Here is a 12,654-nt window from a genome sequence, read left to right on the forward strand (position 1 = left end):
CAGCGCTGCGGCCTCCCGCCGCAGGCTGCTACCTGAGGAACTGTGACTATGTTGGACCGAATCAAAGCCTCACTGCCATCCCTAGCCCCCGCCGAACAACGGGTGGGCAAGCTGTGCTTGGCCGACCCCCGTGCGTTTGCCAAACTGCCCGTCAGCGAGTTGGCCGACCGCGCCCATGTGAGCAAGCCCACCGTGGTGCGTTTTTGCCGCAGTGTGGGCTACGACGGCCTTTCGGATTTCAAGCTGAAGCTAGCAGGCACCGTGAATGAAGGCGTACCTTTCATTCACCGCAGCGTGGATGCCGACGACAAGACCGGCGACGTGATGGTCAAGGTGATCGACAACACCGTCGCCGCGTTTTTGCGCTACCGCAATGACGCATCCACCTTGGCGATTGAAAAGGCTGTTTTGGCGCTGGTAGACGCCTACAGCGCGGGCCGGCAGATCCAGTTCTTCGGTGTGGGCAACTCCGGCATCGTGGCGCAAGACGCACAGCACAAATTCTTCCGCCTGGGCATCAACACCACGGCCTACAGCGACGGCCACATGCAAGTCATGAGCGCCTCCATCCTGGGGCCTGGTGATTGCGTAGTCGTCATCAGCAACTCCGGCCGCACTCGCGACCTCATGGACGCCTGTGACATCGCACGCAAAAACGGCGCCACCACCATCGTCATCACCGCCAGCGGCTCACCTCTCGCCAGCGCAGGTCACATCCACCTGAGCGCCGATCACCCCGAAGGCTTCGACCGCTACAGCCCCATGGTCTCGCGCCTGCTGCACCTGATGATCATCGACATCCTCGCCACTTGCGTGGCCCTGCGCATCGGCAGCAACAAGCTGCAACCTCTGCTGCGCGAGATGAAGCACAACCTGCGGAATAAGCGATACGCCTAATTTCTCTCCAGACGCGATCTATGTGCTACTAAAAAGTAGTGTTTCCAAGTAAAAAGCCCGCTGTATCGCTACAGCGGGCTTTTTTATCTAAACCACCAACTGGCTCACGCCAGCAGGGGATTAGAAGGAGTGGGAAACCAGCAGGTTGGTTTCGCTGTTGCGAGTTGCACCAGCATAAGGCAGCCAGTTTGCGTAGCTTGCAATGAGGCTTGTGCGCTTGCTCAACGCGTAAGTGGCAGACAAACCGTAACCGTTGCGGGTTTGGTCAAGCTGTCCTGCTGTTGTTACACCGATCGCGGCCTGCACAACAGTACCGCTATAAGTCTCTTGCGCAAAGTTGGCACCCAAAGTCAACGCACCTACTGGTACGGACACTGCAATCAGCGAATCAGTCAATGTTCCACCACCAGTCACGGTCAACACGGACACACCAGCGCCTAGCTTGGCGACACCAAAATCATAGGAAGCTGCTGTGCGAATCACGTCTTTGTAGGAGGTATTCACGTTGTCTGTACGACCATCGTAAACTAGGTAGTTCACGTTAGCAATCAAAGCACCACCCACATAAGTTGCGGACAAGCTATTGAGTCGCTGGCCTGTAGTACCAGCAGCACCGGCACCACCAGCACCCAAACCTGCGCCTACACCAGAAGTGGTGCTAGAGCTGACCGAAGCTTGCTCCATATGCGCAATACCCACAAAAACAGGGCCCAACTTTGTATCAAAACCCGCTGCGTCTTTCAAACCGCGCGAGGGGAATACTTTGTTGTCCATTCCCGTTCCACCCACGCCAGAAATACCACCCGACAGATAGTCAACAGGCTTGTAGGTTTGCAATGTTAGGCGCCCCACCGAGGTAGTGAGTTTCAAAGAAGAGTCACCACCGGAGATGCCACCGCGGTTCATACCATCAATGTTCATTTCCGCAGCAACGCTCATTCCCCCACCCAAATCTTCTTTGGCAGTGAAGGTCACCAACGAAGTATCAATACCCAGACCCGAGGCATCACCTGTTGCGTTCCCAGCGTTACCACCAGCAATACCTTGCGTAACCTGCTGATTCAGTGTGGAACCCGTTGCAACAGTGCTAGCCGCTGTCGTGCTGGCCTTGTAGCCAGTAGTCAAATTTCCGGTAATGGTAACTTGTGCAAAGGAAGCACCAGACGCAGCCAGAGCTGCCAAAGCGATGAGCGATTTTTTCATGGAATGTCTCTTCAATTTGAGTTAGATGGTAAGCAGGCCCTGTCCTTAGGAACAGCGACTGCAACTCCTACTTCTTAATTCAGAAGTAGCTTGTATTGAAACAAAAATTCACATCGGCGTCATGTAACTGAAGGGACAAATAATAGGTAGTCGCATCAAAACCCCCATTTTGTTGTATTAGCACCAACAACATAATTTGTTTCGCATTATGAATTTCGAATCTACTGCCATAAAAAAAGCCCACTGCATTGCTGCGGCGGGCTTTTCATTTCTAACCTCAAGCTGGCTTACGCCAGCGGACGATTAGAAGGAGTGGGAAACCAACAGGTTGGTTTCGGTGTTAGCAGAAGCTGCGCCAACAGTTGCGTCCCAACGTGCGTAGTTAGCGATCAACGAAGTACGCTTGCTCAGAGCGTAAGCAGCGCTCAGACCAAAGCCGGTACGGGTACCAACGGCAGTTGCAGTCGTATCATTGTGAACACGGCTACCCCAATCAGCACCCAGAGTCAAAGCGCCCAAAGGCACACCGACGGCCAAGAATGTGTCTTGACGCGTACCGTCAACACGTTGAGTGTTGCGGTAACCAGCACCCAACTTAGCTACGCCCAGATCATACGAAGCTTGAATGCTTGTACGGTTCTTGGAGTTACCTGCGGTGTTGCCAGCCTGATCCCAAACCTTGAAGCTCAAGTTAGCTGCCAAGGGGCCTGCAGCGTAAGTACCGCTCACGTTAGTTCCACGCTGATAGTCGGCACCGGAGGGGGTTCCGGCTGCACCGACACCCAGACCAACGGGAGAAGCAGTTTCGCCAGCTTGAGTAGTTGCGGACTCGTCATGGGAAATACCAAAGGTAAAGCCGCTGAAACTGGGAGTAGAGTAAGCAACAGCGTCGCCAGCAGTCAGTGCGGAAAACACTTTGCCATCAAAGCCAACACCGCCCACGCCAGAAATGCCGCCAGACAGGTAGTCAGAACCGCGACCGGTAGACAGGGTGAACTTACCGAAACCACCGGCCAATGCCAAGTAGGAATCGCCACCGGAAATGCCACCGCGGCTCAGGCCGTCGATCTTCATTTCTGCAGTAGCCGTCAAACCGCCACCCAGATCTTCTTTAGCGGTGAAAGTCACCAAAGATGTGTCGATACCCAGACCGGATGTATCACCAGCGGGAGCTGAAGAAGCACGGTAACCAGCAGCGTAAGCGCCAGAGATAGTAGCTTGAGCGAAGGAAGCGCCGGAAGCAGCCAGAACGGCCAAAGCGATCAAAGTCTTTTTCATGTAGAAATACTCCAAGGTTAAACATAGAGCTCCGGACCGATTGTTCGGAACTCCGGGCCAACCTCCTATTCAGGAAGTTGGATGGTATTGCACCAGACACCACGGGCTTTGGCAAAGAAAACAGGCAAAAGATTAGGGTTCTTACGGGTTACCGTTGTTGGGTTGCAACAACTTGTTTGACTGTCATCAAGCTCACCTTAACGTCAGCCCCGCTAGACTCCACCCACACTCGAAAGACCTCTCATGGACGCATTCTTCACTGCTGCAGATACAGCCCTGCGCACCCTGTTTGCCCAGCCCCACGCGGCGCACGCCTGCCCTACAGTGCCAGAACACATTACGGCGCTGTCAGAAGACGAAAAACGCAAAGCGGCGGGATTGATGCGGGTGAACCACGTGGGAGAGGTCTGCGCCCAGGCGCTGTACACCGCCCAGGCCCTGGCCACCCCCAACGCCGGTCTGCGGACGCACTTTACAAAGGCTTCTCTGGAAGAAACAGATCATTTGGCATGGACAGCGCAGCGCTTGGAGGAATTGGGCGCACGGCCCTCACTTCTGAACCCGCTGTGGTACGCCGGGGCGTTTGGCTTGGGGCTGCTGGCCGGCCGCATGGGCGATGCCATTAGCCTGGGCTTTGTGGTGGAAACCGAGAAGCAGGTGGGTGCCCACCTGAAAAGTCACTTGGAGCTGCTGCCCGAAGGCGACCACGCCTCACGCGCCATCGTGGCGCAAATGCATGACGACGAGCTGCGCCACGCGGACGAGGCCCAGGCAGCGGGCGGGGTGGACTTGCCCCCACCCGTCAAGGCGCTGATGCGCTCCGCCGCCAAGGTGATGACCACCGTGGCAGAGCGGATTTAGGGCTGATATAGGACTATTTACGCCTCGATCAGGTCAAACCCGGTCGTAATTTCGGCGGTCTTGCCCAGCATGATGCTGGCGGAGCAGTACTTCTCGTGACTCATGGCGATGGCACGCTCCACGGCGCTGGCGGGAATGCCCTTGCCGGTCACGGTGAACTGCATGTGGATCTTCGTGAATACCTTGGGGTCCACCTCGGCGCGCTCGGTGGTGAGCTTGACCGTGCAGCCACGGATGTCATGGCGGCCGCGCTTGAGAATCAACACCACGTCGTAGGCGGTACAGCCACCGGTGCCGGCCAGCACGGTTTCCATAGGCCGTGGCGCGAGGTTTTGGCCGCCGTTTTCGGGCTTGGCCGCATCGGGGGCGCCATCCATCGTCAAAATATGGCCGCTACCGGTCTCGGCCACAAAGCCCATGCCAGAGCGGGTATTCAAGCCGCCGGTCCAGCTCACTGTGCATTCCATGGTTCTCATCCTTCAATAAATTGCCCCGCGCGGGGCCAAAAACAGTTCGCTACAATGCAATCTAGCAGCCCCGCGCGGAGCTGTCCAATTGCCTTTTCGCATATTCATATCGGAGTGTAGCCCCGTGAGTTCCCCTAAGCAGCCCCCCGCCCCCCACCTCACCCCGGCGGACTACCTCAAGAAAATTCTGACCGCACGCGTCTACGACGTGGCCAATGAGACTGCGCTGGAGCCTGCCCGCACCTTGAGCCGCCGCCTGCACAACACCGTGCTCTTCAAGCGCGAAGACCAGCAACCCGTGCGCAGCTTCAAGCTGCGCGGTGCCTACAACAAGATGGCGCAGATGCCCCCCGAGCAGATTGCCAAGGGAGTGATTTGCGCGTCTGCCGGCAACCATGCCCAAGGCGTGGCCTTGTCCGCCAGTCGCATGGGCGTGCGCGCGGTGATCGTGATGCCGACCACCACGCCCCAACTCAAGGTGGACGCAGTGCGCGGCTTTGGTGGCGAGGTGGTGTTGTTTGGCGAAAGCTATTCGGACGCCTACGGCCACGCCGTGACCCTGCAGAAAAAAGAGGGCCTGACTTTTGTGCACCCCTTTGACGACCCGGATGTGATCGCGGGTCAGGGCACGGTGGCGATGGAAATCATGCGCCAGGTGCAGACGCTGGGTGCCGACAAGGCGGCCAAGTCGGGCCACAAAACCGGCAGCAAAACCGGTCCGGGCCTGGACGCCGTGTTTGTGGCCATTGGCGGTGGCGGCTTGATCTCGGGCGTGGCCAATTACATCAAAGCGGTGGCGCCAGGCGTCAAGGTCATTGGCGTACAGATGAACGACTCCGACGCGATGATCCAGTCCGTGAGCGCCAAGCAGCGCGTGACGCTGTCCGATGTGGGCCTGTTCTCCGACGGCACCGCCGTGAAGCTGGTGGGCGAGGAGACCTTCCGCATCGCCAGCAACTTGGTGGACGACTATGTGACCGTGGACACCGATGCGGTGTGCGCGGCCATCAAGGACATCTTCGTAGACACGCGCTCCATCGTGGAACCTGCAGGCGCGCTGGCCGTGGCGGCCATCAAGCAGTACGTGGCCACGCACAAGACCAAGGGCGAGACCTACGCGGCCATTTTGTGCGGTGCCAACATGAACTTCGACCGGCTGCGCTTTGTGGCGGAGCGCGCTGAGGTGGGCGAGGAGCGCGAAGCGCTGTTCGCCGTGACGATTCCCGAGGAGCGCGGCAGTTTCAAGCGTTTTTGCGAGCTGATTGGCGAGCTGCCCGGCGGCACGCGCAACGTGACCGAGTTCAACTACCGCATCAGCGACGCGGCCCAGGCCCATGTGTTTGTCGGCCTGACCACGCAGAACAAAGGCGAGTCCGGCAAGGTTGCCAAGAGCTTTACCAAGCACGGCTTCCAGACGCTGGACCTCACGCACGACGAGTTGGCCAAGGAGCACATCCGCCACATGGTGGGCGGCATCTCCAGCCTGGCGCAAGACGAGCGCCTGCTGCGTTTTGTATTCCCCGAGCGGCCGGGTGCCTTGATGAAATTTTTGAGCCTGATGCGCCCGGGCTGGAACATCAGCCTGTTCCACTACCGCAACCAGGGCGCCGACTACGGCCGCATTTTGGTGGGCTTGCAGGTGCCTGCGGCGGACAACGTGGCATTTGCGCAATTTCTGGAAACGCTGAACTACCCCTATGTGGAAGAAACCGCGAATCCGGTGTACCGCATGTTCCTGCAGCGCTGAGGGTTGCTACCAAAAAAGTAGCTGCTCGCGCATTGTCTGCGCGGGCTAGGGCGCCATTTTCCCTTTGACGTCCATGGAAGGCCCCTTGGCCACCGGGTCTGCAGACTTGCCCGACGCCGACTGGGCGGCAGCCACGGTGGCCGCCATGGACATGGCAACGGGTGCAGACGGCGCTTTTGAGGACAGTGACGTTGCCAGGGGTGTAGCGGCCACAGGCAGGGTGGTCGCGGGCACCAGCGCCGGCAACTCCAGCACCATCTCCGCGCCATTGCGGGCTAGCGTGGCACGGCGCCCTTGTACCGACTGCAGCATCCAGCCATCCACCACCACGGCACCCACGGTGTAGGGCTTGGCGGGCTTGCCGTCCACCGACAGCAACGCAGCACCCTTCGCATTGGGCTGCGCCACCACGCCCATCAGCGCAAAGCGCGCCGACTCCAGCACAGGCGCTGCTTGAGTCGCAACCGGGGTGTCGCCCACTGCCGCAGCGCCACCCAGCGCGCGCGCCACGGCCACCGCATCGGGCGGCACCGCGGGCACGGCCACCGCCGCAATGCTGCTGGCCTGCACCGGTGCGGCCACACGCAGTCCCCAAACTGCCGCGCTGGCGGCCGCAAGCGCCGCTAGAACGAATGCCGCCAATCGCGGCCACCACGGGGAAGGGGCAGACAGAACCATTCAGCGCATTATCATGGAAGGCCCATGCGCCCTGCCCCGGCAGGCGCCCCGTTCAACGCTCACCACCCTGGCCCTCCCACCATGCGCATTGCTACCCGCCCTTTTGCACTTGCCCGCGGCTTCACCCTGATCGAGCTGATGGTGGTGCTGGTCATCATTGGTGTGCTGGCCGCGCTCATCGTGCCCAATGTGCTGGACCGGGCGGACGACGCGCGCGTGGCCGCCGCCAAAACCGACATTGCCAACCTCAGCCAGGCGCTCAAGCTCTACAAGCTGGACAACCAACGCTATCCCAGCGGCGAACAGGGCCTGCAAGCCCTGGTGGCCAAGCCCACGACCGGCGCGCTGCCCCCCAACTGGCGCCCCTACTTGGACAAGCTGCCCAATGACCCCTGGGGCCGCGCCTACCTGTACCTGAGCCCTGGCCTCAAGGGCGAGATTGACGTGATGAGCTTTGGCGCTGATGGCCAAGCAGGCGGCGACGGCAAAGACGCCGACATCGGGAACTGGTGAGACCGCGCGGCTTCACCCTGCTCGAACTCCTGCTGGTGGTCGCCATCGTGGGGGTAGCCGCAGCGGGGGTGGCCTTTGCGTTGCGCGATGCCGCACAGTCCCAGTTGGACCAGGAGGCCCAGCGCTTGGCCGCGCTGCTGGAGTCTGCCCGCGCCCAGTCCCGTGCCAGCGGCCGCCCCGTGCGCTGGCACACCACGGCGCAGGGCTTTGTGTTTGAAGGCTTGGCCCCGGCAAAAGACGCACCAACCCTGCCCTCCACCTGGCAGACCGCCGGCACCCAAGGCCAGAGCGAGACCGTGCTGCTGGGCCCCGACCCCTTGCTGGCGCCCCAGGCCGTGCGACTGTGGAAGCAGGACCGCCCCGAACGCAGCCTGTGGGTGGCCTCCGATGGCGTGCGGCCCTTTGCCGTGCGTAGCAGCGCACCATGACCACTGCGCGCCACAGGCAGCAGGGCTTCACCCTGATTGAGGTGCTGGTGGCGCTGGCCATCGTGGCCGTGACGCTGATTGCGGGCCTGCGGGCCACCTCGTCCATGACGCGCAACACCAGCCGCCAGACCGAACGCGTGCTGGCCCAGCTGTGCGCTGACAACGCGCTGGCCCAGGTGCGCCTGTCGCGCCAACTGCCCGATGTGGGCGACAGCACCCGCCCCTGCGAACAGGCCGGGCGCACGCTGGACCTGCGCCTGCTGGTGCAGCCCACACCCAACCCCAACTTCCGCCGCGTAGAGGCACGCGTGACGCTGGACGGCGTGCCGCTGCTGCAGTTGGGCACTGTGGTGGGGCGCTACTGATGCACGCCATCCCGCGCACTCCCAGCCGCAGCCGCGGCTTCACGCTCATCGAGCTGCTGGTGGCGCTGGGCGTGATGGCGCTGATGGCCGTGATGGGCTGGCGCGCACTGGCCGGCATGCAGCAGGCCATGGACAGCAACCGCGAACACGCCGATGCCGTGCTGGCGTTGGACGCTGGCCTGTCGCAATGGACCACCGACCTCGAGGCGCTGACCGAGCTACCGCAAACCCGCACGCTGGAGTGGGATGGCCGCGCCCTGCGCCTGACACGCCGTGCCGCTGCGGGCGACAGCGCTGGGGTGCAGGTGGTGGCCTGGACGCGCGCCGAGCGCGACGGCCGTGCGCAGTGGCTGCGCTGGCAATCCACCCCCTTACGCACCCGTGAGGAATGGACCAGCGCCTGGGCCGCAGCCGATGCCTGGCTGCAAGGCGCCGGTGCTGACAGCGTCAACGGCGTGCGCACGCGCGAGGTGCGCATCGCCGCGCTGGACCAATGGCAGCTGTACTTTTACCGCGGCGGCGCCTGGAGCAACCCGCTCTCCAGCGCCGGCAGCACTGGCGTGGGTGCCGAGCCTGCAGCCAACGTGCCTGATGGCGTACGCCTGGTGCTGACCGTGTCGCCACCCCACCCCTTGGCCGGTGCAGTGGTGCGCGACTGGGCCCGCGCCAACACGGGAGGCACGCCATGACGACCCCGCAGCGCCAGCGTGGTGCGGCCATCCTCACGGCCATGCTGTTGGTCACGTTGGTGGCGGCGCTGAGTGCCGCCGCGCTGTGGCAGCAGTGGCGCACACTGGAGGTGGAAACCGCCGAGCGCCAGCGCACCCAGGCCAGCTGGATCTTGCAGGGCGCGGTCGACTGGGCGCGGCTGATCTTGCGCGAAGACGCCCGCACCGGCGCCACCGACCACCTGGCCGAGCCCTGGGCCGTGCCGCTGCAGGACGCCAAACTCTCCGCCTTTCTAGCCAGCCAGGGTGGCGGCGATGCGGCGCTGGATGCGCTGCAAGAGGCCAGCCTGTCAGGCCAGATCAACGACCTGCAGGCGCGCCTGAACCTGCTGAACCTGGTGCAGGAGGGGCGCCCCCACCCCGCCACGCTGCAGGCCATCACCCGCTTGTTCGATGCGCTGCACTTGCCGCCCACTGAATTGCAACTGTTGGTAAGCAACCTGCAGCTGGCACTGGAGCCCTCCGACACCCCGACCTCGACCAACCAGCCCCATCCGTTGCTGCCGCGCAGCGCGGACCAACTGGGCTGGCTGGGTCTGTCACCCGCCACCGTGCGCCTGCTGCAGCCCTATGTAGTGCTGTTGCCCGAGCGCACGCCAGTGAACCTGAACACCGCCCCCGCCGTGCTGCTGCAGGCTTGCCTGCCGGGCCTGGACGCTGCGGGGGCCCAGCGCTTGGTGGCGGCGCGCGCGCTCAACCACTTCCAGACACTGGCCGAAGTGGTGCAGGCCTCGGGCCTGGCAAACCTGGCCACGATGGACACGCAGCACAGCGTGAACTCGCGCTATTTCGAGGTGCGCGCACGCCTGCGCCTGGGCACACTGGACACCCAGGAGCGCACGGTGGTGCAACGCGAGGGCCTGCTGGTAAAACCCCTATGGAAAGAGCGCCTGGCACCCGAGGTGGCGTCCTTACAATGAATCGCCCACAAAGGCGCCCTCTTACACCCCACGCATGAACCCGCCGCTCGTCCTGTTGCCGCTGCCTGCCGACCCGCCTGCCACCCCGCTGGCGCAGTGGGAATGGGTGGGTGCGGGTGGTGCAGCGCGCGCTGGCCATGTCACGGTCGTGGTGCCCGCGCAAGCGTTGTCCTGGCACCGCGTGCAGCTGCCCGTGGGCGTGCAGCGCCAGGGCCCACGGTTGCGCGCCGTGCTGGAAGGCTTGCTGGAAGACCAGCTGCTGGACGACCCCGCCCACATGCACTTTGCGTTGCAGCCCGCTCTGAACGCCGGTAGCCCGGTGTGGGTGGCCGCCTGCGCGCGCGACTGGTTGCGCCAGGCGCTACTGGCGCTGGAGCAAGCGGGCTACCAGATAGGCGCCGTGGTGCCCGAGTGGGCCCCACAGACCGACGCCGACACGCTGTGGGTCACCGGCGATGCCGATGTGGCCCAGGCAGTGTGGGTAGACAGCCAAGGCGTGCACCTGCGCCCGCTACTGTCAGGCCAAGCCGCATCTACCGCCGTTCCCGAATCTTGGCACCCACGGGCCGTGCAGGCCGAACCTGCCGTGGCCGGCCTGGCCGAGGCTCTGCACCGCGGCGAGGTGCAGGTGCTGTCGCGCGAGGAACGCCTGCAGCAATGCGCCCAAAGCGACTGGGACCTAGCGCAGGGCGACATGGCGCGCCGCCATCCGGCCACGCGCCGCCTGCAGCAGGCCGCCGCCGCGCTGTGGCTGGCACCGCAATGGCGCCCCGCGCGCTGGGCCGCCGTGGCGCTGCTGGGTGTGCAGCTGCTGGGACTCAACGTGGCGGCCTGGCAGGCGAATAGCCAGCTCGCACAGCAGCGCAGTGCGCTACACGCCACGCTGCTGGCCACATTCCCCAATACCCCCGTGGTCGTCGATGCACCGCTGCAGATGGAGCGCGGCGTGGCCGGGCTGCGCCAGGCCAGCGGCAGCGCCTCGGCGCGCGACCTGGAGAGTTTGCTGGCTGCATTCGGGAGTTTGGAAGGTTTTGAGGCTCTAGCCCCCGCCAAATCTGCGCCAGCAGCTATTGATTTTGTAGCAGGCGAGATGCGCGTGCGTGGCCTGGCCGCAGGTCCCGAACAGCTACCCGCGTTGCAAAACCAGTTACACACGCGTGGCTACAGCGCCCGGCTGGATGGCGACACGCTCCTGCTCAGCCCGCGGAGCACGCCATGAGTACGTCGCTGCGCCAATGGTGGGGCCAACGCGCGCCGCGTGAGCAGCGCATGCTTGGCATGGCAATGGCCCTGGTCGGCCTGGCCCTGCTGTGGTGGCTAGGCGTGGCCCCGGCCCTGCGCAGCCTGCGCCAGTGGGAAGCCCAGGCCCCGCGGCTGGAAGCCCAGCTGCAAACCATGCGCGGCCTGCAAGCCGAGGCGCGGAGCCTGCAGGCCCAGCCCGCGCTATCGACCGCTGCCGCCCAGCAGGCCCTGCAAAGCACACTGGGTGCGCTGGGCAACAGTGGCAACGTGGTGGTGCAAGGCACACTGGCCACCGTGACCCTGCGCGGCGCCAGCCCACAAGCCCTGGCCCAATGGCTGGCCCGCGCGCGCACCGAGGCGCGCCTGGCCCCCAGCCAGGCCAACCTGAGCCGCGATGCCAAGGGCGGCTGGAACGGCACCCTGCAACTGCCCTTGCCCGGCAACTGAACATCGACCACCCACCATGGCCACCTTGCTCGCCCCCACCCACCTGGCTGCCACACCCTGGCGCGGCGCGCCCTGGGCGTGGACGGTGGCGGGCGTGCTGGCCGGTGGGCTCATCGCCGCCGCCCTCTTTGCACCCGCACGCTGGCTGGCCTGGGGCCTGGCGGAGGCCAGCCAGCAGCGCGTGCAGCTGCTGCAACCCCAAGGCACGGTGTGGCACGGCAGCGCCCAGCTGGTGCTGGGGGCCGACCCCACTGTCGCCACCGCGCTGCCCGGGCGTCTGGAGTGGCAGCTGCGCCCGCAATGGCTGGGCGCGGCCCTGCGCCTGCACGCGCCCTGCTGCATGACCACGCCGTGGGACCTGACACTGAACGCCTCCGCCAGTGCGGTGCAACTGCACACCTCAGACCTGAACGCCGCGCAGGCCCTGCGCCTGCCCAGCGCGCTGCTGGCCGGGTTGGGCACGCCGTGGAACACCATCCAGCTGCAAGGCACGCTGGCGCTGCAGCCCCAAGGCCTGGCCCTGCAGTGGCAGCAAGGCGCACTGGCCCTGCAAGGCCGCCTGCAGATTGACGCGCTGCAGATGAGCACGCGCCTGACCCCGCTGCAACCCGTGGGCAGCTACCGGATTGAACTGCTCGGTGGCGACGCACCCACGCTGGCGCTGCAGACGCTGGACGGCGCCCTGCAACTGCAGGGCCACGGCCAGTGGCACCAGGGCCGGCTGCAATTTGATGGCGAGGCGCGCGCTGCCGCAGGGCGGGAAGACGCGCTGGCCAATCTGCTCAATATCATTGGACGGCGCGACGGCGCGCGCTCCATCATCCACGTGGGATAACCGCATGCACCAGTCCCCTTCTCCTTCGTTACCCGCCCCGGGCGG

Annotated in this window: 15 protein-coding genes; 11 read left to right on the top strand and 4 right to left on the bottom strand. The window is 64.0% G+C overall.

What is annotated here, in order from left to right; translation table 11 throughout:
- Window positions 1–48 precede the first annotated feature (48 nt).
- Window positions 49–897 carry a MurR/RpiR family transcriptional regulator gene (locus tag AC097R_RS18525; protein ID WP_479599693.1) on the top strand — a complete coding sequence of 283 codons (849 nt, stop codon included), beginning with the start codon at window positions 49–51 and terminating at the stop codon, window positions 895–897.
- 120 nt (window positions 898–1,017) lie between these two features.
- Here the strand turns inward: AC097R_RS18525 and AC097R_RS18530 are convergent, their stop codons facing one another.
- Entirely contained in the window at window positions 1,018–2,100 is a 1,083-nt protein-coding gene (locus tag AC097R_RS18530; RefSeq protein ID WP_479599694.1) for a porin, read from the bottom strand.
- Window positions 2,101–2,403: 303 nt separating this feature from the next.
- A complete protein-coding gene (locus tag AC097R_RS18535) occupies window positions 2,404–3,378 on the bottom strand; it encodes a porin (RefSeq protein ID WP_479599695.1) in 975 nt (324 codons plus the stop codon).
- 243 nt (window positions 3,379–3,621) lie between these two features.
- Here AC097R_RS18535 and coq7 point away from each other — a divergent pair, with 243 nt between their 5' ends.
- Entirely contained in the window at window positions 3,622–4,239 is a 618-nt protein-coding gene (gene coq7 / locus AC097R_RS18540) for a 2-polyprenyl-3-methyl-6-methoxy-1,4-benzoquinone monooxygenase (RefSeq protein ID WP_479599696.1), read from the top strand.
- Between the two features lie 17 nt (window positions 4,240–4,256).
- Here the strand turns inward: coq7 and AC097R_RS18545 are convergent, their stop codons facing one another.
- Window positions 4,257–4,706, bottom strand: a complete 450-nt coding sequence (locus AC097R_RS18545) for an OsmC family protein (protein ID WP_479599697.1) — start codon at window positions 4,704–4,706, stop codon at window positions 4,257–4,259.
- A gap of 124 nt (window positions 4,707–4,830) precedes the next feature.
- On the opposite strand from AC097R_RS18545, the gene ilvA reads away from it, so the two are divergent.
- A complete protein-coding gene (gene ilvA / locus AC097R_RS18550) occupies window positions 4,831–6,453 on the top strand; it encodes a threonine ammonia-lyase, biosynthetic (protein WP_479599698.1) in 1,623 nt (540 codons plus the stop codon).
- A gap of 45 nt (window positions 6,454–6,498) precedes the next feature.
- Here ilvA and AC097R_RS18555 read toward each other — a convergent pair whose 3' ends face one another.
- Window positions 6,499–7,095, bottom strand: a complete 597-nt coding sequence (locus AC097R_RS18555; RefSeq protein ID WP_479599699.1) for a type II secretion system protein N — start codon at window positions 7,093–7,095, stop codon at window positions 6,499–6,501.
- Window positions 7,096–7,212: 117 nt separating this feature from the next.
- Here AC097R_RS18555 and gspG point away from each other — a divergent pair, with 117 nt between their 5' ends.
- From gspG to gspN, 8 genes are read left to right on the top strand one after another with little or no spacing between them, the layout of a single operon-like run.
- Complete coding sequence (gene gspG / locus AC097R_RS18560) at window positions 7,213–7,644, top strand: type II secretion system major pseudopilin GspG (protein ID WP_479599700.1); 432 nt, start codon at window positions 7,213–7,215, stop codon at window positions 7,642–7,644.
- Entirely contained in the window at window positions 7,638–8,072 is a 435-nt protein-coding gene (locus tag AC097R_RS18565) for a GspH/FimT family pseudopilin (protein WP_479599884.1), read from the top strand. Before gspG ends, AC097R_RS18565 begins: the two co-directional genes overlap by 7 nt.
- The gene (gene gspI / locus AC097R_RS18570) at window positions 8,069–8,437 is read left to right on the top strand and encodes a type II secretion system minor pseudopilin GspI (RefSeq protein WP_479599701.1); all 369 of its coding nucleotides are present in this window, start codon (window positions 8,069–8,071) and stop codon (window positions 8,435–8,437) included. The genes AC097R_RS18565 and gspI overlap by 4 nt, the downstream gene beginning before the upstream one ends.
- Window positions 8,437–9,126: a PulJ/GspJ family protein gene (locus AC097R_RS18575; RefSeq protein ID WP_479599702.1), complete on the top strand. Its 690-nt coding sequence runs from the start codon at window positions 8,437–8,439 to the stop codon at window positions 9,124–9,126. The genes gspI and AC097R_RS18575 overlap by 1 nt, the downstream gene beginning before the upstream one ends.
- Window positions 9,123–10,085, top strand: a complete 963-nt coding sequence (gspK, locus tag AC097R_RS18580; RefSeq protein ID WP_479599703.1) for a type II secretion system minor pseudopilin GspK — start codon at window positions 9,123–9,125, stop codon at window positions 10,083–10,085. Before AC097R_RS18575 ends, gspK begins: the two co-directional genes overlap by 4 nt.
- A 34-nt stretch (window positions 10,086–10,119) precedes the next feature.
- Window positions 10,120–11,304 (top strand): type II secretion system protein GspL, encoded by a 1,185-nt coding sequence (gspL, locus tag AC097R_RS18585; RefSeq protein ID WP_479599704.1) that lies wholly within the window; start codon window positions 10,120–10,122, stop codon window positions 11,302–11,304.
- On the top strand, window positions 11,301–11,774 hold the full coding sequence (gene gspM, locus AC097R_RS18590; protein ID WP_479599705.1) for a type II secretion system protein GspM: 474 nt from the start codon (window positions 11,301–11,303) through the stop codon (window positions 11,772–11,774). The genes gspL and gspM overlap by 4 nt, the downstream gene beginning before the upstream one ends.
- 16 nt (window positions 11,775–11,790) lie before the next feature.
- The gene (gspN, locus tag AC097R_RS18595) at window positions 11,791–12,609 is read left to right on the top strand and encodes a type II secretion system protein N (protein WP_479599706.1); all 819 of its coding nucleotides are present in this window, start codon (window positions 11,791–11,793) and stop codon (window positions 12,607–12,609) included.
- Window positions 12,610–12,654: the final 45 nt, after the last annotated feature.

The sequence above is a fragment of the Rhodoferax sp. ZS1R25 genome (assembly GCF_056521335.1).